Source organism: Rhodococcus sp. IEGM 1305 (assembly GCF_030058635.1).
In the GTDB taxonomy this organism is placed as follows: domain Bacteria; phylum Actinomycetota; class Actinomycetes; order Mycobacteriales; family Mycobacteriaceae; genus Rhodococcus_F; species Rhodococcus_F opacus_D.
The window spans coordinates 375,188-397,522 of record NZ_JASHKX010000002.1; the positions used below are offsets into that span (position 1 = coordinate 375,188).

Sequence of the window (22,335 nt, forward strand, 5' to 3'; positions counted from 1 at the left end):
CGGCGCATGTCTGCGAGCGAGAACCAGGACAGTCCGGGCCGGGCCCGCCAGAATCTGATCTACCGCGACGGCGTCCTCGGCCGCACACCCTCCGTTCCCACCGACTTCGACACGCTGGAGCGACGCGCGAAGAGGAAGATGAGCGCGAAGGGGTGGGCGTACGTCCACGGCGGCGCGGGGCTGGGTCGCACGATGCAGGCCAACCGCGATGCGTTCGACAAGTGGCAGATCGTTCCCCGGGTGTTGCGCGACGTCTCGAAGCGCGACATCGGGGTCGAGTTGTTCGGGCGCAGGATTCCGGCCCCGGTGCTGCTCGCCCCGGTGGGCGCGGCCGAACTGGCCAGGCCGGAGGCGGATGTGGCGATCGCGGCCGCGGCCGCCGAACTGGGTGTGCCGTACATCTTCTCCAACCAGGGCTGCGCACCGATGGAGGAGAGTGCGGCGGCGATGGGCGACGCACCCCGGTGGTTCCAGCTGTACTGGAGCACCGACGACGATCTCGTCGACAGCCTGCTCCAGCGTGCCGAGAACATTCGTGCGGACGCCGTCGTCGTCACCCTCGACACGACCATGCTCGGCTGGCGCCCGGAAGACCTCAACCTCGGCTCGCTGCCCTTCGCTCAGGGGCAGGGGATCGCGCAGTACACGTCCGATCCGGTGTTCCGCCGGATCGTGCACGAGCGGATCAAGGCCGCCGCAGGCAAGGCGGACGTCGAGGTGACGCTCGGCGCGATCCGGTCGCTGGTGTCGATGACCCGGCGCTTCCCGGGCCGCTTTCTCGACAACCTGCGGTCGCCGGAACCGCGGGCCGCCGTGGAGACGTTCCTCGACATCTACTCCCGGCCGTCGCTGAGCTGGGCCGATATCGAGACCCTCCGCAGCAGGACGTCGCTGCCGATCCTCCTCAAGGGTGTGCTGCACCCCGACGACGCCAGGCGCGCGCTCGACGCCGGGGCGGACGGTATCGTGGTGTCGAATCACGGTGGGCGGCAGGTGGACGGCAGCGTATCGTCGCTGGACGCGCTCGTGGACATCGCGCCCGTCGTCGACGGCAGGCTGACGCTGCTCCTCGACAGCGGAATCCGCACGGGAGCAGACGTCTTCAAGGCCCTCGCCCTCGGTGCGGACGCGGTGACGCTCGGCAGACCCCACCTGTACGGCCTGGCCCTCGCAGGTCAGGCCGGTGCGCGGGACGCCACCGCCAACGTGATCGCCGAGTTCGACCTCACGATGGGTCTCAGCGGCCTGACGTCGGTGGCCGAGATCGACCGGAACGCCCTGCGCAGGGCGTAGACACGTCAGAGTTCGGCGATCGTGATGATCCCGTCCTGAAGGGCCCGCACCAGCAGCGCCGTCTTGGTGGACGCATCACGTCCGACCAGCGCGTACTTCTCGCGGATGCGGGTCAGGTGCGTGTTGACCGTTCCGAGCGCGATGTGGAGGTCGGCGGCGACGGCGAGCTTGGAGTCGCCGCGCAACCAGTGGCGGAGAACCTCGATCTCGCGCGCCGACAACGCCGGCTTCGAATACGTGCGGGCGACTGCCGGTTCGTCGGTATGTGGGGGGTGCCCGAGTGCGTCGGGTGCAGTGGTCATGCCGATCTCATCTTTCTGACATGTACGAATGCGCTACAGGTACCCGACGTCCCTGCAGGCAGTTCAGGTTAACTGGTGGCGGAGGTGCTTGTCGCGTCAGGCCCGGATCAGCTCTCACAGCCGACGCCGTCGCCGTCGCGATCGAGGTGGGTGCCGTAGCCCGGCTCGCCGATGCGGACCGGCGCGGCACCGGCCGCCTTGGCCGCCGAACAGTTCTTGTAGTAGACGTCGCTCGGCGGTGCCGTGTCGACGAACGGGACCGGTGCGGGTGCCGGAGCGGGAACGGGAGCGGGAGCGGGCGCAGGTGCTGCTTCCGGGACCGTGCTGGTAGTCGGAGCGGGCGCGACCGCAGGCGTCGCCGCCCCGCAGTCCTGGAGAACCCGGGCGATCGCATCGTGCTCGGCCTGGGTCACCCACAGCCCGTACGCGGCCTTCACCTCCACCTGATCGGCCACGTAGGTGCACCGATAGCTCTTGTTCGGGGGCAGCCAGGTTGCGGCGTCTCCGTCCGACTTCTGCTGGTTGGTGGGGCCGTCGACGGCTTTCAGGTTCCGCGGATCGTTCGCGAAGTTCGTCCTGGTCGCGGTGTCGAGCTGCTGCGCCCCCTTCTGCCAGGCGTCGGACAGCGCGACGACGTGATCGATCTGCACGGCATTCGACGTGCCCTCACCGCGAACGAAGGAGATGGTGTTGCCCGTGTACGGGTCGAGCAGCGTTCCGGTCTGTACCGCGCAGTCGCGGCTGCCCGGCTTGAACACGATCTGTTCGAGGTCGCGCCCGAGGATGTCGTTCCGCGTGTCGCACCCGTTGTGACCGCCGTCGACCGTGACGTCGTCGGTCCACGCCTGGCCGAAGAGATCCCGGTCGTAGCCGGTCTTCGGTGCGCGTCCCTTGACCTCGAGGCCGGCGAGTTGCTGCAACGCGGCGGTCGCGTCGGCGCCGCCGGCCGCGGCGGGTTCGACGGGTGAGAGGGCGAGCGCAGACGAAACCGGCACCGGTGGCGACGAACTCCACGCGGCACGCGCCGTCGTCGAATCGGCGACCGTAGGCGTCACGGACGCGGATACCGCTGTGGCCTGGGCCGATTGGTCGTCCTGTCCGGGGCTGAGGAACGAGACCGCGGCCACGACTACGACGATCCCGCCGGTGATCCAGGGCCACTTCTTACGAGTGGCAGGTGATGAGGGCGGGGGAAGCGTCATGCCGGTCCTTCAATGAACGTGGGGGGTCGGATGTTCATCGCGCGGAAGGGCTCTTCCGTTACTCGGCATTGCGGGAACTGTTAGCATGCCCGGGACCGGAATTCGTGCGGGTGGAGGGCGGTACTCGGTCGTGACACGACAGATCTTTCGGGGGAAATTGCGAACAGCGGCCGTGACGGCTGTGACCGTGGTCTCTCTCTGCCTCGGCGGCACCGTCGCGGCGGCCGCCGATCCGATCGTCGACACCGGTCAGGCGCTAGGTTCCGCGGTGGCGCCGAACGGGTCGACGCTCGATCACGTCACCGTGATCGATTCGAGACACCTGACGTTGCACGTCTTCTCGGCGTCGATGCAGCGGGTCGTTCCGGTGTACGTGCAGCGCCCCGCCGACACCAGCGTGCCGAGGCCGACGCTGTACTTCCTCGACGGTCAAGTCCGTCGGGAGAAGACCGATGTCGAAGAGTTCCTGGACGACCAGAACGTGAACGTCGTGAGCCCGTCCGGCGGCGAGAACGCGTATTGGACGGACTGGAAGAGCCCCGACCCGGTGATGGGGGTGAACAAGTGGAAGACCTTTATGACTCAGGAACTTCCGCCGGTCGTCGACGCGGCCCTCGGCACCAACGGAGTCAACGCGCTCGCCGGCATGTCACGGGTGGGTACTGCCGCTCTGCAGTTGGCGATTGCCGCTCCCGGCCTGTTCCGCGGTGTGGCCGCCTACAGCGGTTGCGCTCTGACCAGTGATCCGCTCGGTCAGCTCTTCATCAAGATCACCATGGACAACTACGGCTACGGCAACCCGGCCAACATGTACGGGAAGGCGGACGATCCGGCGTGGGCGGCGAACGATCCCTACGTTCACGCCGCCGAACTGCGCGGAACGGAACTGTTCCTCTCCAACGGCAACGGTCTGCCGGGGCGCCACGAGACCCTGGACGGCCCCGGGATCGACGGGAACGTCGCGACGCTCGCGCGTCAGATCTACGCGGGTGGTCCCATCGAAGCGGTGACCAACTACTGCACCCATCGATTTACGGATCGCCTGGGGGAACTGGGAATACCTGCAACCGCAAGTTTCCGTAACTCGGGCACACACTCGTGGGGATACTGGCAGGACGACCTGCACGATTCCTGGCCGGTGCTCGCTCGGGCGCTGGGAGTGTGAGCGAAGTTCCTCCGGTGTTTCCCGGCGGCGAGGTCACCGACGACCTCGAGATCACGCGGTCGCTCGTCGTTCCGGCCGCCGAGTTGCAGTGGCGGTTCTCCCGCGCCGGCGGTCCCGGCGGTCAGGGCGTCAACACCACGGACTCGCGGGTGGAGTTGCGGGTGAACCTGTGGACGTTGTCGACGCTGTCGCCGTCCCAGCTCGAACGCATGCAGGTTCAGCTGGGACACAGGCTCATTGACGGGGTGGTCACCGTGACGGCGTCCGAAACCCGTTCGCAGCTGCGCAATCGGCGCGCTGCCCGGGCCCGGATGGCGGCGTTGTTGCGCGCGGCGGTCCTCGCCGAAACCCGCACTCGGCGTCCGACCAAGGCGACCAAGGGTTCGCACCGACGAAGACTCGACGCCAAGAAACAACGCGGCCAGACCAAGAACCTGCGGAGGAAGCCGGACATGTAAGGGGTTTCACGCACCGGGAAATGGGGAACCTCCCGGATGTGCTGACCCCTGGTGTGCCGGAAGATGAGTACGGGAGCGCCGTGACGGATGACCGGAGGCGGCGAGGTCGGGGGATCGAGGGCAACATGAGTGTGCTTGACGAGGAATTGCATTCGGCAGCGACGGCTGCCGCGGCGGGGGATCGCAAGGCCGTCGAGCGAGTGATGACGACGCTGTGGCCGCAGGTAGTGCGCTATTGCCGTACCCGCGTGGGGAATTCCACGCAGGTCACGCGGCCGGCGGACGAGGTGGCGCACGAAGCGCTGCTCGCAGTGGCGCGCGAACTTCCGGCTCTCGCTCGCAGTGACCATCCGGTCCGCGAGGTGTATCGCGTCGTGAGCCGGACCGTCGCGGACGCCCACGGCAGCGCGGTCGGAAGTCCGGACATTCCGGCGGAAGTGGCCGTGCTGCTACGCCATCTCGACGCCACCGCCCGGGAGATCGTCCTGCTGCGGGTCATCGACGGGCTGTCCGTGCACGACACCGCGGGCCTGCTCGGGCTCCCGGTGGGCCGGGTCCTCGTCGTGCAGCACGAGACGCTGCGGACCCTGCGGGCGAAGGTGGCCTGATCGGCGTCAGCGCCGGCTGGACAGGACGCAGAACTCGTTGCCCTCGGGATCGGCGAGCACCACCCAACTCTGCTCGCCCTGACCGACATCCGCGTGCCGGGCGCCGAGCCCGAGAAGCCGCGCGACCTCGGCCTGCTGATCGTCGGGCTGGAAGTCGAGATGCAGGCGGTTCGGTATCTGCTTCCGGTCCGGAACCGCCACGAACAGGATCTCCGGGTGGCTGTCGGCCCGGGGCCGGATGTGGACGTCGCCGTCCGAGTCGGTCACGGCGCCCCAGCCCAGGGCCTCGGCCCACCAGCGTCCCAGGGCTGTCGGATCGAGAGCGTTGACCACCACGGCTTCCCATTGCAGTCCCATGCGTCAACGGTACGGGGAGCGGCGGACGCCCGTCTCCGATTTCACTGCAGCGTTGGATCGATCGGTTCGACGCCGAAGCGTTCGGAGTACTGCTCGTTGAGTTCGCGCCAGCCGTAGTTCATCGCCTCGGCGCCGACGATCGGTCCGATCGGATTGCCGCCGAGTAGGGCCTCGGCGACGTCCAGGCACATGTGCCACCCGGCGGCCGTCATCGCCGCGGTTCGCTGGTCGTCGACCGTGTGGCGCAGGGTCAGTCGGGTGCCCGCGTCGGTTTCCTCGATCGTCCAGAGCAGGACGTCGTCACCCCAGGCGTGTTCGAGGGCGTGAGGTGAGTCGGCCCGGGTCACGGTGCCGTCGAGTTCGGTGCGGTTCTGCCCGTCGACCATGATCAGGGTCGCGGGACCGACTGTTCCGAGGTTCCGGTCCGCGGTGTACGGCGCCCACTGTGGAAGTTCGCCGGGGTCCGTGAGCGCGGTCCACAGCGCCGCCGGCGAGTGGGTGAAGTCGCGAACGAAGGTCAGAGCCCATCGAGTGCCGTCGGGTCGTGCTTCGACGTGCCGCAGTGGGCCGGGGCGGTAGTCGCGGCGTGCGTCTGATTCGGTCATGACGGGGTCTCCTTCGATTCGAGGTGCCGCTCGAGCGCATCGAGGTGATTCGCCCACAGCCGGCGGTAGGGCTGCAGCCACGCGTCGAACTCGTCGAACGGTTCGCGGTGCAGGCTGTAGATGCGTTGCTGGGCCGCGGTGCGGCAGGTGACGAATCCGGCCTGCCGCAACACCCGCAGGTGTTTGGACACGGTCGGCTGGGGCAGGGCGAGTTGGTCGACGAGTTCGCCGACGCTGGCGTGGCCGGCCCGCAGCCGTTCGAGGATTCTGCGGCGCTGTGGTTCGGCGACCACGGTGAACACGTCCGGTGCCATGACCCCGAGTATGCGCCTACGTGTATATACGCGTCAAGGAATATGAACGTCCGGTTGTGGCATGAATGCGATCGCCAGAAGGGACCGGACGAACTCTCGCAGAGCCCGCTCGTCGGACGTGTCCACGATCCCCTCCGTGATGATGAGCGAGCCGATGATGCGGAACGCCCACTCGGAGATGGCGGTGGGGCTCACTCCCGACAGTTGCTCGGGAGCGAAAAGGCGCTCGAAGTGGGGGGTCAGAAGTTGCGCCCCGAGTTCGATCATCGGCTTCGCCTTGATCGTGAACCAGCGGAGCACCACGTCGGGGTCGTCGCGCAATCCCTTCTGTAGCAACCGGTGTCCGCGTGCGTACTGGACGGCGAACACGACGGCGTCGACGAATCGCACCTGGAGTTGGCTCTGCCGTCCCCGCAGCACCGGGTCGAGCACGACGAAGAACCGCGAGATCTCCCGTTGGAAGAGGGCCTCGAGGATGGCGGACTGATCGCCGACGTGTTTGTAGAGCGTCGGCCGGGACAGTCCCGCTCGCTCGGCGATGACCGCGTGAAGCCGGGTGCTGTAACCGAGTTCGATCAGGCATTCCTCGGCCGCGTCGAGGATCCGTTCCCGGAGTTCGCCGGGGGTCGGTGTCGTCGGCTGCGTCCTCACGGCCCTGATTGTGCTGTTCGGGTGTGGTGGGCGCAAACAGAAGCCACAAATGTGAACTCGGGTCACAGATAACCATTGACCTGCGTCACACCCGGGTTTACGTTTTACCTATAAACGGCAACGAGATGGAATCGCGCTCGACGAAGGGATCAGCGATGTCTCAGCGTTCACACACGATCGGTCGGGAGGAAGTCGCCGGCCGGCTCCTCGCAGGCTCCGTCAAGCGTTCGTACGCCCCCGTGGTCGATATCGACTGGGACGCGCCCCTCGAGGACGGCAAGTACTTCCTGCCGCCGCAGGTCCTGTCCCTGTGGGGAACCGAGATGTGGGACCGGATGAGCGAGGCGCAGCGCATCGAGCTGTCCCGGCAGGAATCGGCGAACATCCTCAGTGTCGGAATCTGGTTCGAGAACATCCTCAACCAGGCGCTCCTGCGTGCGCTGCTGCACAACGACCCGAGCTCGCTGCACACCCGATACACGCTCACCGAGATGGGCGACGAGTGCAGGCACATGACGATGTTCGGGCGCGCCATCGAGCAGATGGGCGCCAAGCCCTTCCAGCTCCGGTGGTATCAGGCAGTCGTGGTCAACGTGCTGCCCAAGACATTTCGCGGGACCATGCTGTGGGTGGCCGCGCTGATCGGTGAGGAGATCTTCGATGCCACGCAGCGGCGCGTCCTCGAGGACCCGCAGTTGCAGCCGATGATTTCCCGGCTGATGCGGATCCACGTCACCGAGGAGTCCCGGCACATCCGATTCGCGCGCGAGGGGGTGCGTCGCCGCGTCGCGGAAGGCCACCGGATCGACCGGCTGTGGGTCGGAACGCTGCAGGGGATCGGCGGCCCGCTGTTCCAGCGGCTGTTCACCAACCCGGCCATGTACGAGCGGGCCGGGCTGGATCCGAAAGAGGCACGTCGACAGGCACTGGCAAATCCTCACTTTCGCGAAAATCAACGACGCGGGTTCGAGTCGCTGGCCGCGTTCCTCGAGGAGAACGGGCTGATGCGAGCGACGTCCCGCGCGCTGTGGCGGCGCGGGGGATTCCTGTGACAACCGGAATCACCGAGCCGGACGTCCTCGTCGTCGGCACCGGATTCGCCGGACTGTGCATGGCGATCAAGCTGAAGGAGGCGGGCGAGGAGAACTTCGTCGTTCTCGAGAAGGCCGATCGGGTGGGCGGAACGTGGCGGGAGAACACGTATCCCGGATGTGGTTGCGACGTGATGTCGCTGATGTATTCGTTCTCCTTCGCGCCCAACCGGAAATGGACCCGGATGTACGCGCGGCAACCCGAGATTCTCGACTACATCGAACGGGTGGTCCGCGACTACGATCTGGCACCCCACATCCGGTTCGGCTCCGAGGTGATCTCCTACGAGTTCGACGACACCACCGACCGGTGGCGGGTGGAGACCCGGTCGGGTTCCGTCTATCACCCCCGCATCGTGGTCGCCGGTCCGGGACCGCTGCACAAACCCAGCGTCCCGGATTTTCCCGGCCGGGAGTCGTTCTCGGGTGTGGCATTCCATTCCGCCGAGTGGGATCACTCGGTCGACATGAGCGGTAAGCGGGTGGCGGTGATCGGCACCGGAGCGAGTGCCGTGCAGTTCGTCCCGGAGATCGCGAGGACGGCCGCGCACGTCGACGTCTTCCAGCGGACGCCGCACTGGATCCTGCCGAAGCTGGACCGTCCGATCACCGCCGGGGAGAAGGCGGTGTTCAAGGCTGTTCCCGGAGTCCAGAAGGCTTACCGCGGTGCGATCTACTGGAGTCACGAATCGCTGATCGCCGGGTTCCTGCACCCGCGACTGATGACGGTGCTGGAGTCGGCCGCCCGGGGTCTGCTGCGCAGGCAGGTGCGTGATCCCGAACTGCGTGCCACACTGACCCCCGACTACATCATCGGCTGCAAGCGGATTCTGGTGTCCAGCAATTTCTACCCGGCCCTGCAACGCGGGAACGTCGATCTGGTCACTTCGGGTATCTCGGAGGTCACCGAACGCGGGATCCGCACCGAAGACGGAACGATGCACGAGGCGGACGTCATCGTCTACGGCACGGGATTCGCGGTCGGCGACCGGTTCGAGAACGAGCACATCGTGGGACGCCGCGGCCTGACGATCCAGCGGGCCTGGCGCGACGGCATGGAGGCGTACCTGGGCGTCGCGGTCGCGGGGTTCCCGAACTTCTTCCTCATGATGGGGCCGAATTCCGGTGGCGGCAACCAGTCGATCGTCTTCGTCATCGAGGCCCAGGCGCACTACATCACCCGATGCCTGGCGCTGATGAAGAAGCGCGACGCGACCCGGATCGAGGTGCGCGCGGGCGCGCAGCGCGAATTCAACCGGGTGGTCCACCGCAAACTCGCGGGCTCGGTGTGGAATTCGGGGGGTTGCGACAGCTGGTACCTCGATTCCACCGGCCACAATCGGGCGGCGTGGCCCGGGTCGAGCGCATCCTACTGGCGGCACACGCGCACCCCCGACGACCGGCACTTCGAGCTGAGTTCGCTCGCCGAGCGCGAGGACGACACCGAGTACCTCGGGCCCGGCGTGCTCACGTCCGGCGACCTGACCGTGGCCGTCGAGGTCTTCCTGAACGGTCATATCGAACCACTGGACGGCCTCTACCACTGGTACGGCCGCGTCGTCGGCGCCGGCGTCGACGAGGCGAAACGCCGCAACCGCGCCCCGTTGTTCCTCACGATCGGGGACGGTCCCGAAGTGCCCGCGGCGCTCGCCGAGCGCGACCCGTGGGGCCACTTCCGGATCGCCGGGGTGGGCACGCCCCCGTTCCCGCTGTCGCCGGTCGAAGTCGAGGTTCCCGTCTCCCGGGCCAAACTCGCCTCGGCGGAATAAGCTTGGTGCTGAGCGTGTATCACACGTCGGACTCGAGCGGGAAGGGTGCTGATGCGCGACGTGCTGGCGGACCTGATGGCGGTGTGGACCGCCGGCGGAACGGCGGGTGTCGGGACGGTGGTCCGCACGTTCCGCTCCGCGCCGCGACCGCCGGGGGCGTCGATGGTGGTGGCGCCCGACGGCAGCGCGTCCGGTTCGGTGTCCGGCGGGTGCGTCGAGGGAGCGGTCTACGAACTCGCATCCGAGGTCACGGCGTCCGGCACGCCGGTGCTTCAGCGGTACGGGATCAGCGACGAGAACGCGTTCGAGGTGGGTCTCACCTGCGGTGGAATCATCGACATCTTCGTCGAGCCCGTGTCGCGGGATAGTTTTCCGGAGCTCGGTGAGATCACCCGGGACATCGACAATCACCTGCCGGTCGCGGTGGCGACCGTGGTGGCGCATCCCGATGCGGCTCGGGTGGGGCGCCGGCTGGTCGTCCGGCCCGAGAGCGTGAGCGGTTCGCTCGGCTCGGACCGGGCCGATTCCGCGGTCACCGACGACGCCCGGGGCCTCCTCGCGGCGGGCGGCAGCACCGTCCTGACGTACGGCACCGACGGTCAGCGACGCGGCGAGGGCATGGAGGTGTTCGTCGCCAGTTACGCGCCGAGGCCGCGCATGCTCGTGTTCGGGGCCATCGACTTCGCCGCCGCGGTGGCCCGGCAGGGTGCTTTCATGGGATACCGGGTGACGGTCTGCGACGCCCGTCCGGTGTTCGCGACACACGCGCGGTTCCCGACGGCCGACGAGGTGGTGGTGGACTGGCCGCACCGGTATCTCGCTGCGCAGGCCGATGCCCAGGCCATCGACGGCCGGACCGTGATCTGCGTACTCACCCACGACCCCAAGTTCGACGTCCCGCTCCTCGAGACGGCGCTGCGCCTCCCGGACGTCGCGTTCATCGGCGCCATGGGCTCCCGCAGAACGGACCTGGACCGGCGTGAACGCCTACGTGAGGCCGGTCTGACCGACACCGAACTCGACCGGCTGTCGAGCCCCATCGGCCTGGACATCGGCGCCCGGACACCCGAGGAGACTGCGGTGTCCATCGCCGCCGAGATCATCGCCCGCCGGTGGGGTGGCACGGGGCGCCCGCTGGCGGAGTCGAGTGGCCGGATCCACCACGAGGAACCCGTCGATTCTTACGTCGACTAGGGCGGTTCAGCCGGGGTTGACGGACCACCGGTTCTTGCGCAGGCTGAGAGGATCCACGTTTGTGAGGTAGGTCACAATGCAAGTACCAGGATCCTTCGAATACGAGCGTGCAACGGGCGTCGAGGACGCCATCGCCCTGCTCGACCGGCTGGGCGACGAAGCCCGCCTCGTCGCAGGCGGCCACAGCCTGCTTCCCATGATGAAACTTCGCCTCGCCAATCCCGAGTACCTCATCGACATCAACGATCTCGAGGGCGAACTCGGCTACATCACGACCGAGCGGTCGAGGCTGCGGATCGGTGCGATGACACGGCACCGCCGGCTGCTCGAATCGGACGAACTTGCGGCGGCGTTCCCCCTCTTCCGCGACGCGGAGAAGGTGATCGCCGACCCGGTGGTCCGCAACCGCGGGACCATCGGCGGATCGCTGTGCCAGGCGGATCCGGCCGAGGACCTCACCACTGTCTGCTCTGTTCTCGACGCCACCTGCGTGGTGCGCGGGCCCGGCGGACGCCGCGAGATCCCCATGTCCGAGTTCCTCGTCGGGCCGTACGAGACGGCGCTCGCACACAACGAGATGCTCATCGAGATAGTGGTACCCGTCCACGGCCACAGCTCCAGCGCGTACGCCAAGGTCGAACGGCGGACCGGGGATTGGGCGGTCACCGCGGCCGGAGCGGCCGTCACGGTGGAGGGCGGCGAGATCGCCCGGGCGGCGGTCGGCCTCACGGCGGTCGACCCGGATCCGTCCGGACTTTCGGATGTCGCCGACTACCTGATCGGACGTCCCCCGTCCGAGGAGGCGTTCGCCCAGGCCGGGCGGATGGCCGCGCAGGCCTGCAAACCCGTCGCCGACGCCCGCGGCACCGTCGACTACAAACGCCATCTCGCATCCGAACTCACGATCCGCACACTCCGTACAGCGGTCGACCGGGTGCTCCGCAGCGACGTGGAGCACGAGCCGACCGGAGAAGAGGCATAGCCATGCAGGTGAACATGACCGTCAACGGTGAGGCAGTGAGCGCCGAGGTGGAACCGCGCATGCTGCTGGTCCATTTCCTCCGCGACCAGCTCGGCCTGACCGGAACCCACTGGGGCTGCGACACCAGCAACTGCGGCACGTGCGTCGTCACCGTGGACGGCGATCCGGTGAAGTCGTGCACGATGCTCGCCGCGATGGCGAGCGGACACGACGTTCGCACGGTCGAGGGCCTCGAACACGACGGCGAACTCGATCCAGTCCAGCAGGGCTTCATGCAGTGCCACGGACTGCAGTGCGGGTTCTGCACCCCCGGCATGATGATGACGGCGCGGGCACTGCTCGACCGGGAGGAGAGCCCCGACGAGGCCACCATCCGGGAAGCGATCTCCGGGCAGATCTGCCGCTGCACCGGGTACACCACGATCGTGCGCTCGATCCAGTGGGCTGCCGACCATCGGGCGGGCGAGGCCGCCGAGCCGGAACCGGCAGGCGACTTCGACGCGGACGTGCAGGAGGACAAGACGCGGGGCGCCGAGGGCGCACCGATGACAGTCGAGGAACACGCGACGACTGGAAGTGCATCATGACCACCGTCGAATCCCGCCCGCCGTCTGGCGGCGCGGATATCGTCGACAACGACAAGAAACCCTGCGGCCACGGCCGCATGCTGCGCAAGGAGGACCCCCGCTTCATCCGGGGGCTCGGAAATTACGTCGACGACATCACCCTCCCCGGCATGCTGCACCTGGCGATCCTGCGGTCGCCGGTCGCGCACGCGCGGATCGTGAACATCGATACCACTGCGGCACAGGAACACCCGAAGGTGATGGCAGTGGTGACGGGCGCCGACCTCGCCGCGAAGAACCTCGCCTGGATGCCGACGCTGTCCAACGACGTGCAGGCCGTGCTGGCCACCGACAAGGTGCGATTCCAGGGCCAGGAGGTGGCGTTCGTCATCGCCGAGGACCGTTATTCGGCCCGGGACGCACTGGAACTGATCGACGTCGAATACGACATGCTCGATCCCGTCGTCGACGCACGCGCCGCGCTCTCGCCCGACGCGCCGGTGATCCGCGACGACCTCGACGGCAAGACGGACAATCACTGCTTCGACTGGGAGACAGGCGATGCCGCCGCGACCGAGGCCGTGTTCGCGAAGGCGGACGTGGTGGTGAAGCAGGAGATCGTCTACCCCAGGGTGCATCCCGCGCCGATGGAGACGTGCGGTGCGATCGCCGACGTCGACAAGGTGTCCGGCAAGCTCACCCTGTACACCACGTCGCAGGCACCGCACGCGCACCGAACGATCTACGCCTTGGTCTCGGGGATCCCAGAGCACAAGATCCGGGTGGTGTCCCCGGACATCGGCGGCGGATTCGGCAACAAGGTCCCGATCTACCCGGGATACGTGTGCGCGATCGTGGCGTCGCTCGTGACGGGCAAACCGGTGAAGTGGATGGAGGATCGCAGCGAGAACCTGATGAGCACGGGCTTCGCCCGCGACTACATCATGGTCGGCGAGATCGCGGCGACCAGCGAGGGCAAGATCCTCGCGATCCGCACGAAGGTACTGGCCGATCACGGTGCGTTCAACGGCACGGCGGCCCCGGTGAAGTATCCGGCCGGTTTCTTCGGCGTCTTCACCGGCAGCTACGACATCGAGGCCGCGCACTGCGCGATGACGGCGGTCTACACGAACAAGGCGCCCGGCGGGGTGGCGTACGCCTGCTCGTTCCGCATCACCGAGGCCGTGTATCTGGTCGAGCGGCTCGTCGACTGCCTGGCGTTCGGCCTGAAGATGGATCCGGCGGAGCTGCGGCTGAAGAATCTGCTCAGGCCGGAACAGTTCCCGTACACCAGCAAGACCGGGTGGGTGTACGACTCGGGCGACTATGAGACCACCATGCGCAAGGCCATGGACATGATCGGCTACCAGCAGTTGCGGGAGGAGCAGAAGGAACGCCGCGAACGCGGCGAGCTGATGGGAATCGGCATGTCGTTCTTCACCGAAGCCGTCGGTGCCGGCCCCCGGAAGGACATGGACATCCTCGGCCTGGGCATGGCCGACGGCTGCGAACTGCGCGTCCACCCGACGGGCAAGGCTGTCGTGCGGTTGTCGGTGCAGACCCAGGGACAGGGTCACGAGACGACGTTCGCGCAGATCGTGGCGGAGGAGCTGGGGATCCCACCGGACGACATCGACGTCGTGCACGGCGACACCGACAACACGCCGTTCGGGCTCGGCACGTACGGCAGCCGGTCGACACCGGTGTCGGGGGCGGCCGCGGCGCTGGTGGCCCGTAAGGTCCGGGACAAGGCGAAGATCATCGCCTCGGGCATGCTCGAGGCCTCGGTCGCGGATCTGGAATGGGAGAAGGGCGAATTCCATGTGAAGGGCGATCCCTCGGCGAAGGTGACCATCCAGGACATCGCGATGCGGGCGCACGGCGCCGGCGACCTGCCGGAGGGAATCGAAGGCGGACTCGATGCGCAGATCTGTTACAACCCCGAGAATCTGACGTACCCCTACGGCGCGTACTTCTGCGTCGTCGATGTCGATCCCGGCACCGCGGTGGTGAAGGTGCGGCGGTTCCTCGCCGTCGACGACTGCGGCACGCGCATCAACCCGATGATCATCGAGGGGCAGGTCCACGGCGGCATCGTCGACGGCATCGGTATGGCGCTCATGCAGATCATCGAGTTCGACGAGGACGGCAACTGCCTCGGCGGATCACTGATGGACTACCTGATCCCCACCGCGCTCGAGGTCCCGAAGCTCGAGACCGGTTTCACCGTGACCCCGTCGCCGCATCACCCGATCGGCGCGAAGGGCATCGGCGAGTCCGCGACGGTCGGATCGCCCGCGGCCGTGGTGAACGCGGTCGTGGATGCGCTCGCCCCGTTCGGTGTCCGGCACGCCGACATGCCGCTCACCCCGTCCCGGGTGTGGGAGGCCATGCAGGGCCGCGCGACACCCCCGATCTGAATGTCGCCCGTCGGCTGCGAGGAGGCCCGATGGATCTGAAAGAGCGTGCGGCGCAACTGGCGCGCGACCGCAGGCCGTTCGTCCATGCGACCGTGGTGCGGGCGCAGCCGCCCACGTCCAGCCACACGGGCGACGAGGCGATCCTCCTGCAGGACGGGACGATCGAGGGGTTCGTCGGTGGTCAGTGCGCGCAGAATTCGGTGCGTTTGGCCGCCCTGGGCGCGCTGGCAACCAACGAGAGCGTGCTGTTGCGGGTCCTTCCCGACGGGGCGGTGCAGTTCCCCGAGACTCCGGGCGCGTCCGTCGTGGTGAATCTGTGCCTGTCCGGCGGTGCCATGGAGATCTTCCTGGAGCCGCAGCTGCCACCGCCGTTGGTGCGGATCTTCGGCACCACGCCGATCGCGCAGGCGTTGGGGGGCATAGCGGAACTGCTGGGATTCACCGTCGAGCACGACGACGCCGGTGTCGAGCAGTTCTCCGGCACCACGGCGGTGGTGCTCGCCGGTCACGGCGGACCCGAAGCGGAGGTCATCCGTGCGGCGCTCGACGCCGGGGTCGGGTATGTCGGACTCGTCGCCAGCCGACTACGCGGTGGGGCCATCCTCGACACCCTGGGTCTCACCGAGTCCGAACGGTCGCGGGTACACACCCCCGTCGGTCTCGACATCGGGGCGCGGACGTCGGCGGAGATCGCGGTGTCGATCGCGGCCGAGTTGGTGCAGGAACTGCGAACCGCGGGACTTCACGCGCCCGAAGATGATTCGACTCCGCGAGCGGCGGCGACGGAGGTGATCGATCCCGTGTGCGGGATGCGCGTCGTCGTGGGGCGGGACACCGCCCACCTACGGCGCGGCGGTGACGACTTCTGGTTCTGCGGGCCGGGTTGCCGGGCATCGTTCGCGCAGGAGACGGGAGCGGTATGACGGCGGCATTCGAGGACGTGGCGGACGTGGTCCGGCGCTTCGATGCCGAGGACTACCTCCTGGACTTCGGAACCGCGTCGGCCCTGTATCTCGCGGCGGCCCTGCGCCGCCCGCTCCTGCTCGAAGGCGAACCCGGAGTCGGCAAGACCACCGCGGCGAAGGCTCTCGCGACCGTCCTCGGCGCCCCGCTGATCCGATTGCAGTGCTACGAGGGCCTCACCGCGAACGAAGCCCTCTACGACTGGAACTACCAGCGGCAGTTGCTCACCATCCGGCTGGCCGAATCGCGGGGCGACGGCCTCACCGAGGACGACCTGTTCGCCGAGGAGTTCCTGCTGGAACGTCCGATCCTCCATTGCGTGAGATACCGAGGACCGACCCCGCCCGTACTGCTGATCGACGAAATAGACCGAGCCGACGACGAGTTCGAGGCACTCCTCCTCGAATTCCTGGGGGAGGCATCGGTCACCGTGCCGGAACTGGGAACGTTCACGGCCAAACAGCACCCCGTCGTCGTGCTGACGTCCAACCGGAGCCGCGACCTCCACGACGCGCTGCGCAGACGATGCCTCTACCACTGGATCGACTATCCGGAGCCGGCGCGGGCGGCCGCCATCGTGCGCCGCACGGTGCCCGTGGCGGCGTCGCCCCTCATCGAGCACGCCACCCGCTTCGTCGGCCGGGCCCGCGAACTCGATCTCGACAAGCCGCCCGGAATCGCCGAGACGATCGACTGGGTGTCCGCACTCGCGGCGCTGGGAGTTGCCGATCTGGTGCGCGACGACGCGATCCAGAGCCTGAGTGCCCTCGCGAAGACCCCGGACGACCGCACAATAGTTCAGGACGCATTCACCGACTACGCGCACGGCCTGGCCACCGGATGAGAGGCAACTGCCATGAAGATCGCCAACGAGTTCACCGTCAGCGCCCCGATCGAGCAGGCCTGGGAGGTGCTCAGCGACCTCGAGGAGGTTGCTCCCCTGCTCCCCGGAGCTCAGATGACAGGGCGGGAGGGTGACGATTACCTGGGGAAGGTGAAGGTCAAGGTCGGCCCGGTGACCAGCGAGTTCAAAGGCAAGGCCGCCTTCGTCGAGCGTGACCCGAAGGAGCATCGCGCCGTGATCGATGCCCGCGGGAGGGACTCGCGCGGGTCCGGCAACGCGTCCGCGACGATCATCGCCCAGTTGCACGAGGTCGGCGACCGCACACGCGTCACCGTGGACACCGACATGAAGATCGTCGGCAAACTCGCGCAGTTCGGCAGCGGAATGATCCAGCAGGTGTCGGAGAAACTCATGGGGCAGTTCGCGGAGTCGCTGGAAGCGAAGCTCGCCGGGGGACCCGCCGACCAGCCCACGGCCGCGCCCGAGGCGGCCGGCACCACGAACCTTTCCGTGGCCCGGCCTGCCGCCGAACCGGCGCCGCTGGACCTGCTGGCGCTGTCCGGTGCGGGTGCGTGGAAACGGTACGCCCCGATCTTCGCTGCCATCCTCGCCGGGATCGTGGTCGTCCTCGTGGTGGGCCGCCGCAGGCGATGAGCGCGTCGGGCGTCCTGCGGGGCGTCGATCTCGCGGCGTTCGCGGTGGCACTCGTCGCCCGGTTGCGCTCACGTGGTGTCGTCGTCTCGGCGAGTGGCCCCGCGGTGTTCGTGCAGGCACTTCATCTGTCGCCGCCGGCTTCGCGGTCGCGGCTGTACTGGTCGGCACGTCTGACGCTGGTCAACCGCGTCGACGACCTCGCGTCGTTCGACGCGGTGTTCTCCGCGGTCTTCGAGGACGCCGTGCTGTCCGTGGATCCGCACGCGCGACGCGGCGCTGCGGGACGAGAGACCGCCCTCGCCGGTGTCCGAGACGGCCGCGACCGGCCCGGTGAGGCGCAGGACGTCGAGGGCGTGCCGTGGATGACACGACCAATGATGACCGGCGGCGACGACAGCGGCGAGGACGACATTCACGACGCGCTCACCGCCGTGCCGGACACCCTGCCCAGCAGGCTCGTGGCCCGCGCCGACGAACCCTTCGCCCGATTCGACGCCGGCGACCTCCGGCTCCTCGGGTCCTGGCTGGAGCAGGCCACCGCCGCGTGGCCGTCCCGCCGCACCCGACGTCGCGAAGTGCATCGCCGCGGCCGGCGTATCGACCTGCGCGCCACCATGAACCAGTCGAGGGCCACGGGCTGGGAGCCGGTGGTCCTCGCGCGCAGCCGTCCGCGGAGCCGTCCGCGGCGCATCGTGATGCTGTGCGACGTGAGCCGGTCGATGCAGCCGTACGCCGCGATCTATCTCCATCTGATGCGGGCGGCGGTGCAACGACAGACCGCGGGCAGGCCGGAGGTGTTCGCGTTCTCCACGTCGCTGACGAGGCTCACGCCCGTGCTCGCCCACCACAGCGCCGAGACCGCGGTCCGTAAGGCGAACGACAAGGTGGTCGACAGATTCGGTGGCACCCACATCGCGGGCAGCGTGAGCGAACTGCTGGCGTCCCCGCACGGCAACGCGCTGCGCGGCGCAGTCGTGGTCATCGCGTCCGACGGCTGGGACAGCGACGACCCGACTCGCCTGGCGCAGGCCCTCACCCGGGTCCGGCGCCGCGCCCATCGACTGGTGTGGCTCAACCCCCGCGCCGGTGATCCCGACTTCCGGCCGCTCGCCGGATCGATGGCGGCCGCGCTGCCCCTCTGCGATGCTTTCCTCCCCGCGCATTCCGTGTCGGCGCTCCGCGACGTGCTGGACGTGATCAGCCGGATGGGATAGCGGGTGCGCGATTTCCACCCCCAGGGTGCCTGGCCGCCGTCATGTGTTTCGCCGAAGCTCTATGGACGGTGCACACCGTTCTTCAGCTCACAGGAGGAACCCACATGTCGACTTCCAGAACTTCCGCCAGAATCGTGGCTGCCATCGGGGCGGCCCTCGCAGCCCTCTCGATCTCACTGGTGGGGACGGCCGAAATCGCCGGCGCCAGACCATGTCAGAACGATTGTCACGCACCGGTTCCCAAGCCGCCGGTCGACGGCTGCCAACTCTGCAATCCCAACCCACCACCGCCTCCGCCGCCACCGCCCCCGCCGCCACGGTAGGGAAGAGTCCGGCATGCCAGACACGCGCCTCGGCCGCACGGTCGGGGCGCGTGTCGCTTTGTGGGGACGCCCTCGGTCAGTTGTCCGCGATCAGTCCTCCGCGCCACCGGGATCCGATTCGCCTTCGGCCTCGTCGCGGTCGGCCCACTCGAGCAGCGGTTCGAGCGAGAACACGGCGTCGTCGATTCCGGCATGCAGGTCACCGAGTTTCGCGAAGCGGTCGGGGACGGTGGCGATCGTGAACTCGTGGGGGTCCACGTCGTCGATCTCGTCCCACGTCACCGGTGTGGACACGGTCGCGTCGGGCACACCCCGCACCGAGTACGCGCTGGCGATGGTGTGATCGCGGGCGTTCTGGTTGTAGTCGACGAACAGCTTGCGCGGATCCCGGTCCTTCCGCCACCAGGTGGTGGTGACGTCCTGCGGGGCCCGGCGCTCCACCTCGCGGGCGAAGGCCAGCGCGGCCCGCCGGACATCGCCGAAACTCCAGTCGGGCCGGATCCGGACGTAGACGTGCATGCCGCTTCCGCCGGACGTCTTCGGCCAGCCCGTCGCACCCAGTTCGTCGAGCACCTCGTGCACCACCCCGGCCACGCGCCGCACCGTATCGAAACCGCACTCGGGCATCGGATCGAGATCGATCCGCCACTCGTCGGGGCGTTCGACGTCCGCGCGGCGTGAATTCCACGGATGGAACTCGACCGTGGACATCTGCACCGCCCAGATCACGTCCGCCGGGTGCGTCACGCACAGTTCGTCGGCGTGACGGTTGTACCGCGGAAACGTCACCCGCACCGTCTGGACCCAGTCCGGTGCACCGTGCGGCAACCGTTTCTGGTGCACCTTCTCGCCGCTCAGGCCGTCCGGAAAGCGGTGCATCATGCAGGGACGTTCGCGCAGGGCGCGGACGATCCCGTCGCCGACGCTCAGGTAGTAATTCGCGAGGTCGAGCTTCGTGGCACCGGTGGCGGGGAAGTAGACGCGTTCCGGGTGCGAGATCCGCACGGTCCGGTCGCCGACCTCCAGTTCGACAGCGGGAGCCTTGCTCTTGCCGGTCGCCATGCAGTCAACCTAACCCGCACTCGATCCCTCCCGCGCTGTTTGCAGACGGTTTCGCCGGAATCCCAGGCAAATTGCGTGTGAAGCTGGCAAATGTCCGTGCGTCTGTGGGGCGGGGTCAGAAGCCGGGCGCCCGGCCGCCGTTCCACAGTTGTTCGGTGACGTCGTGGAAGCAGACGAGGGTCACCGGATCGTCCTGCCGGCGGAGGATGGGCCGGCTGACGAGTGCGCGCACTCGGGATCCGTCCTGATGTGCGAGGTCGACGAGTGTGGTGGCGGACTCGCGGAGGTGCTCGACCGCGCCGGCACCCGTCGGTGCGTCGTCCAGATCGAGGAGTTCGGACACCGGACGTCCGCGCAGTGACGAGACGGGATGACCCAGCATCTCCTCGAAAGCACTGTTCGCGTGGACGACGGTGCCGTCGCTCTCGACCGCCAGGACGGGAACCGGAAGGCGTTCGAGCAGGACGAGGGCGGGTAGCTGCTCGAGGTAGCCCAAGGGAGTTTCCGGGGTCGGGCGACGTCTCTCCTCATGCTCTGCCTGTGCGCTCACAGCCCTATACTCTCACCGATTCCGACCGCTCGTCCCGTTGTCGTCGTAGACGGCGGTTCAGCGGTGTGCGGACTCGACCATCGGTTCGGTCGCGAGGATCCGTCCGTCGCCGCCGACGATGGTCAGGGCGGACGGGGTGAGCCGGTACTGGGTGCCGCCGTCGCCGGTGGCCACGAAGCCGGAACCGCTCGAGATCGGGTCGTCGACGGAGATGGCGGCGCCGTCGCTGATGCGCACGCCCTGGTAGTAATAGCGCCCCACTCCGGTCTCGCAGACCACGACGAGAGACTTCGTGGTGCGACCGACGAACACCGCCGGGTTGGTGTAGTTGCACCGTGCATCGGACGGGGGCAGGAAACCCTGCCCGTCGGCGCCCGACACCTCGCCGGCGATCGGCGGTGGGGGAGCCGTCGTCGTTCTGGGTGTCGTCACGGCAGGCGGGACCGTCGTCGGCGCCGCCGACGTGACGGGTACGTCCTCCGTGGCCGGGATGCGGACCCGACTGCTGGTGGCGGCGGCGTCAGTGGACGCGTCCGGGGTGTTCCGATCCAGCACGAGCCATCCGACCACCCCGCCGAGTGCCAGCAGCGCGATCACCAGCACGGTGACGATCACCGGCACGGCCACCGACCGTCGAGCCGGCGGCGGGGCGGCGTAGGGAGTCGCGGGGTAGTACAGCGCCGCCGGGGGTGGCGCGGGTGGCCCGCTGTGGAACGCGGTCGGCGGGTAGACGGGGGGCCGGCCGCGGTCGTCGACGCGCGTCGGTTCGGACCGCATGCCCGGCGAGGGTTCCGGGCGGGTCACGATGTCGGTTTCGGTCTTCCGCTCGCGAGCGGTCAACGCGGACCGGGCGGCAGCCGCGAAGCCGCCGGCCGTCGGGTACCGATCACGGGGGTCCTTGGCCAGACCTCGGGCGATCACCTCGTCGAACGTGGCGGGCACGTCGGGTCGAATCGAGCTGGGGCTGGGCACCGGCGTCGTGAGGTGGGCGCGGATCGCGCTGCTGATGCTGGTGGACGGGAACGGGATGGACCCGGTGAGGCATTCGTAGAGGACACATGCCAGCGAGTAGACGTCCGCGCGCGCATCGACCGGCGCATTGTCGAACCGCTCGGGCGCCATGTACGCGTAGGAGCCGACAGCGCTGCCGAGGGTGGTGAGGCGCAGGTCGGAACTCGAGTGTGCGATACCGAAGTCGACGAGGTACGCGAACTCACCCGCCGTGACGAGAATGTTCTCCGGCTTGACGTCGCGGTGGATGAGACCGTCGGTGTGCGCGGCGTCGAGTGCCGCCGCGATCTGGTCGACGATCGCGACCGCGTGTGCGGGACCCATCGGGCCCCGTGTGCGGGACCCATCGGGCCCCGTGTGCGGAGCAGCGAACGCAGGTCCTGTCCCACGACCAGGCGCATGTCGATGTAGAGCACGCCGTCGATTTCGCCCCAGTCGTGAATCGGAATGACGTGCGGCTCCTGCAACCGGGCCGCGGCATGCGATTCGCGACGAAACCGCTGCTGATAGGTGGGGTCTTTCGCGAGGTCCACGTCGAGGATCTTGAGGGCGACGGTGCGATCCTTGGTGGTGTCGTACGCCTCGTACACCTCACCCATTCCACCTCGGCCGAGCAGCGCCCTGAGATGGTATTGCCCGAACTGCGAGCCGACCCGTGTACCTGCCGCCATTGCCGTTTCCCCTCGAAGCCGGAAACAGCACGATACACGCAGGTGTCGCGCTGTCCGGTCCGGGGT

Annotated in this window: 22 protein-coding genes and 1 pseudogene; 14 read left to right on the plus strand and 9 right to left on the minus strand. The window is 68.1% G+C overall.

Annotated features, from left to right (window positions below; translation table 11 throughout):
* The first annotated feature begins 6 nt into the window (after positions 1 to 6).
* A complete protein-coding gene (locus tag QM693_RS05340) occupies positions 7 to 1,293 on the plus strand; it encodes an alpha-hydroxy-acid oxidizing protein (RefSeq protein WP_283351638.1) in 1,287 nt (428 codons plus the stop codon).
* Between the two features lie 5 nt (positions 1,294 to 1,298).
* Here QM693_RS05340 and QM693_RS05345 read toward each other — a convergent pair whose 3' ends face one another.
* Positions 1,299 to 1,595, minus strand: a complete 297-nt coding sequence (locus QM693_RS05345; RefSeq protein WP_280780657.1) for a response regulator transcription factor — start codon at positions 1,593 to 1,595, stop codon at positions 1,299 to 1,301.
* Between the two features lie 107 nt (positions 1,596 to 1,702).
* A complete protein-coding gene (locus QM693_RS05350) occupies positions 1,703 to 2,797 on the minus strand; it encodes a GmrSD restriction endonuclease domain-containing protein (protein ID WP_283330898.1) in 1,095 nt (364 codons plus the stop codon).
* 172 nt (positions 2,798 to 2,969) lie between these two features.
* Between QM693_RS05350 and QM693_RS05355 the strand changes: the two genes are divergently transcribed.
* The 3 genes from QM693_RS05355 to QM693_RS05365 all read left to right on the plus strand — a co-directional run bounded on the left by QM693_RS05355 (position 2,970) and on the right by QM693_RS05365 (position 5,028).
* Positions 2,970 to 3,962 carry an alpha/beta hydrolase gene (locus QM693_RS05355; protein WP_283351639.1) on the plus strand — a complete coding sequence of 331 codons (993 nt, stop codon included), beginning with the start codon at positions 2,970 to 2,972 and terminating at the stop codon, positions 3,960 to 3,962.
* Positions 3,959 to 4,420: an alternative ribosome rescue aminoacyl-tRNA hydrolase ArfB gene (gene arfB, locus QM693_RS05360; protein WP_164062823.1), complete on the plus strand. Its 462-nt coding sequence runs from the start codon at positions 3,959 to 3,961 to the stop codon at positions 4,418 to 4,420. Before QM693_RS05355 ends, arfB begins: the two co-directional genes overlap by 4 nt.
* Before the next feature lie 125 nt (positions 4,421 to 4,545).
* Positions 4,546 to 5,028 carry a sigma factor-like helix-turn-helix DNA-binding protein gene (locus QM693_RS05365; protein WP_283351640.1) on the plus strand — a complete coding sequence of 161 codons (483 nt, stop codon included), beginning with the start codon at positions 4,546 to 4,548 and terminating at the stop codon, positions 5,026 to 5,028.
* 6 nt (positions 5,029 to 5,034) lie between these two features.
* On the opposite strand, the gene QM693_RS05370 is transcribed toward QM693_RS05365, so the two are convergent.
* The 4 genes from QM693_RS05370 to QM693_RS05385 are packed head-to-tail and all read right to left on the minus strand — an operon-like array spanning position 5,035 to position 6,955.
* A complete protein-coding gene (locus tag QM693_RS05370) occupies positions 5,035 to 5,385 on the minus strand; it encodes a VOC family protein (protein WP_280780662.1) in 351 nt (116 codons plus the stop codon).
* Between the two features lie 41 nt (positions 5,386 to 5,426).
* Entirely contained in the window at positions 5,427 to 5,990 is a 564-nt protein-coding gene (locus QM693_RS05375) for an SRPBCC family protein (protein ID WP_280780663.1), read from the minus strand.
* Positions 5,987 to 6,304: an ArsR/SmtB family transcription factor gene (locus tag QM693_RS05380; RefSeq protein ID WP_009478258.1), complete on the minus strand. Its 318-nt coding sequence runs from the start codon at positions 6,302 to 6,304 to the stop codon at positions 5,987 to 5,989. The genes QM693_RS05375 and QM693_RS05380 overlap by 4 nt, the downstream gene beginning before the upstream one ends.
* 33 nt (positions 6,305 to 6,337) lie before the next feature.
* Positions 6,338 to 6,955 (minus strand): TetR/AcrR family transcriptional regulator, encoded by a 618-nt coding sequence (locus QM693_RS05385; RefSeq protein WP_283351641.1) that lies wholly within the window; start codon positions 6,953 to 6,955, stop codon positions 6,338 to 6,340.
* A 125-nt stretch (positions 6,956 to 7,080) separates the two neighbouring features.
* On the opposite strand from QM693_RS05385, the gene QM693_RS05390 reads away from it, so the two are divergent.
* From QM693_RS05390 to QM693_RS05435, 10 genes are all read left to right on the plus strand, one after another.
* The gene (locus QM693_RS05390; RefSeq protein WP_283351642.1) at positions 7,081 to 8,007 is read left to right on the plus strand and encodes an AurF N-oxygenase family protein; all 927 of its coding nucleotides are present in this window, start codon (positions 7,081 to 7,083) and stop codon (positions 8,005 to 8,007) included.
* Positions 8,004 to 9,815 carry a DUF4873 domain-containing protein gene (locus tag QM693_RS05395; RefSeq protein WP_283351643.1) on the plus strand — a complete coding sequence of 604 codons (1,812 nt, stop codon included), beginning with the start codon at positions 8,004 to 8,006 and terminating at the stop codon, positions 9,813 to 9,815. Before QM693_RS05390 ends, QM693_RS05395 begins: the two co-directional genes overlap by 4 nt.
* Before the next feature lie 51 nt (positions 9,816 to 9,866).
* Positions 9,867 to 11,009: an XdhC family protein gene (locus QM693_RS05400; protein WP_283351644.1), complete on the plus strand. Its 1,143-nt coding sequence runs from the start codon at positions 9,867 to 9,869 to the stop codon at positions 11,007 to 11,009.
* 76 nt (positions 11,010 to 11,085) lie between these two features.
* Positions 11,086 to 11,991, plus strand: coding sequence for an FAD binding domain-containing protein (locus QM693_RS05405; protein ID WP_283351645.1), 906 nt, complete (start codon positions 11,086 to 11,088; stop codon positions 11,989 to 11,991).
* A 2-nt stretch (positions 11,992 to 11,993) separates the two neighbouring features.
* A complete protein-coding gene (locus QM693_RS05410) occupies positions 11,994 to 12,578 on the plus strand; it encodes a (2Fe-2S)-binding protein (RefSeq protein WP_105417316.1) in 585 nt (194 codons plus the stop codon).
* Positions 12,575 to 14,977 (plus strand): aerobic carbon-monoxide dehydrogenase large subunit, encoded by a 2,403-nt coding sequence (locus tag QM693_RS05415; RefSeq protein ID WP_283351646.1) that lies wholly within the window; start codon positions 12,575 to 12,577, stop codon positions 14,975 to 14,977. The genes QM693_RS05410 and QM693_RS05415 overlap by 4 nt, the downstream gene beginning before the upstream one ends.
* A 29-nt stretch (positions 14,978 to 15,006) precedes the next feature.
* Positions 15,007 to 15,900 (plus strand): XdhC family protein, encoded by an 894-nt coding sequence (locus QM693_RS05420; RefSeq protein WP_283351647.1) that lies wholly within the window; start codon positions 15,007 to 15,009, stop codon positions 15,898 to 15,900.
* Complete coding sequence (locus QM693_RS05425) at positions 15,897 to 16,784, plus strand: AAA family ATPase (protein ID WP_283351648.1); 888 nt, start codon at positions 15,897 to 15,899, stop codon at positions 16,782 to 16,784. Before QM693_RS05420 ends, QM693_RS05425 begins: the two co-directional genes overlap by 4 nt.
* Before the next feature lie 12 nt (positions 16,785 to 16,796).
* Complete coding sequence (locus QM693_RS05430; RefSeq protein WP_280780671.1) at positions 16,797 to 17,438, plus strand: SRPBCC family protein; 642 nt, start codon at positions 16,797 to 16,799, stop codon at positions 17,436 to 17,438.
* The gene (locus tag QM693_RS05435) at positions 17,435 to 18,652 is read left to right on the plus strand and encodes a vWA domain-containing protein (protein ID WP_283351649.1); all 1,218 of its coding nucleotides are present in this window, start codon (positions 17,435 to 17,437) and stop codon (positions 18,650 to 18,652) included. The genes QM693_RS05430 and QM693_RS05435 overlap by 4 nt, the downstream gene beginning before the upstream one ends.
* Before the next feature lie 413 nt (positions 18,653 to 19,065).
* Here the strand turns inward: QM693_RS05435 and ligD are convergent, their stop codons facing one another.
* The 3 genes and pseudogenes from ligD to QM693_RS05450 form a co-directional block, all read right to left on the minus strand.
* Positions 19,066 to 20,037: a non-homologous end-joining DNA ligase gene (gene ligD / locus QM693_RS05440; RefSeq protein ID WP_105417328.1), complete on the minus strand. Its 972-nt coding sequence runs from the start codon at positions 20,035 to 20,037 to the stop codon at positions 19,066 to 19,068.
* 115 nt (positions 20,038 to 20,152) lie between these two features.
* Positions 20,153 to 20,587 (minus strand): PAS domain-containing protein, encoded by a 435-nt coding sequence (locus tag QM693_RS05445; protein ID WP_283351650.1) that lies wholly within the window; start codon positions 20,585 to 20,587, stop codon positions 20,153 to 20,155.
* 57 nt (positions 20,588 to 20,644) lie between these two features.
* A pseudogene (locus QM693_RS05450) lies at positions 20,645 to 22,269 on the minus strand (serine/threonine-protein kinase).
* Positions 22,270 to 22,335: the final 66 nt, after the last annotated feature.

What these genes read in the sequence shown, in the direction of transcription:
- QM693_RS05340 (WP_283351638.1), top strand. Translation starts at nt 7, where the DNA reads ATGTCTGCGAGCGAGAACCAGGACAGTCCGGGCCGGGCCCGCCAGAAT.
- QM693_RS05345 (WP_280780657.1), bottom strand. Translation starts at nt 1,595, where the DNA reads ATGACCACTGCACCCGACGCACTCGGGCACCCCCCACATACCGACGAA.
- QM693_RS05350 (WP_283330898.1), bottom strand. Translation starts at nt 2,797, where the DNA reads ATGACGCTTCCCCCGCCCTCATCACCTGCCACTCGTAAGAAGTGGCCC.
- QM693_RS05365 (WP_283351640.1), top strand. Translation starts at nt 4,546, where the DNA reads ATGAGTGTGCTTGACGAGGAATTGCATTCGGCAGCGACGGCTGCCGCG.
- QM693_RS05370 (WP_280780662.1), bottom strand. Translation starts at nt 5,385, where the DNA reads ATGGGACTGCAATGGGAAGCCGTGGTGGTCAACGCTCTCGATCCGACA.
- QM693_RS05375 (WP_280780663.1), bottom strand. Translation starts at nt 5,990, where the DNA reads ATGACCGAATCAGACGCACGCCGCGACTACCGCCCCGGCCCACTGCGG.
- QM693_RS05380 (WP_009478258.1), bottom strand. Translation starts at nt 6,304, where the DNA reads ATGGCACCGGACGTGTTCACCGTGGTCGCCGAACCACAGCGCCGCAGA.
- QM693_RS05390 (WP_283351642.1), top strand. Translation starts at nt 7,081, where the DNA reads ATGGAATCGCGCTCGACGAAGGGATCAGCGATGTCTCAGCGTTCACAC.
- QM693_RS05400 (WP_283351644.1), top strand. Translation starts at nt 9,867, where the DNA reads ATGCGCGACGTGCTGGCGGACCTGATGGCGGTGTGGACCGCCGGCGGA.
- QM693_RS05405 (WP_283351645.1), top strand. Translation starts at nt 11,086, where the DNA reads ATGCAAGTACCAGGATCCTTCGAATACGAGCGTGCAACGGGCGTCGAG.
- QM693_RS05410 (WP_105417316.1), top strand. Translation starts at nt 11,994, where the DNA reads ATGCAGGTGAACATGACCGTCAACGGTGAGGCAGTGAGCGCCGAGGTG.
- QM693_RS05415 (WP_283351646.1), top strand. Translation starts at nt 12,575, where the DNA reads ATGACCACCGTCGAATCCCGCCCGCCGTCTGGCGGCGCGGATATCGTC.
- QM693_RS05420 (WP_283351647.1), top strand. Translation starts at nt 15,007, where the DNA reads ATGGATCTGAAAGAGCGTGCGGCGCAACTGGCGCGCGACCGCAGGCCG.
- QM693_RS05425 (WP_283351648.1), top strand. Translation starts at nt 15,897, where the DNA reads ATGACGGCGGCATTCGAGGACGTGGCGGACGTGGTCCGGCGCTTCGAT.
- QM693_RS05430 (WP_280780671.1), top strand. Translation starts at nt 16,797, where the DNA reads ATGAAGATCGCCAACGAGTTCACCGTCAGCGCCCCGATCGAGCAGGCC.
- QM693_RS05435 (WP_283351649.1), top strand. Translation starts at nt 17,435, where the DNA reads ATGAGCGCGTCGGGCGTCCTGCGGGGCGTCGATCTCGCGGCGTTCGCG.
- ligD (WP_105417328.1), bottom strand. Translation starts at nt 20,037, where the DNA reads ATGGCGACCGGCAAGAGCAAGGCTCCCGCTGTCGAACTGGAGGTCGGC.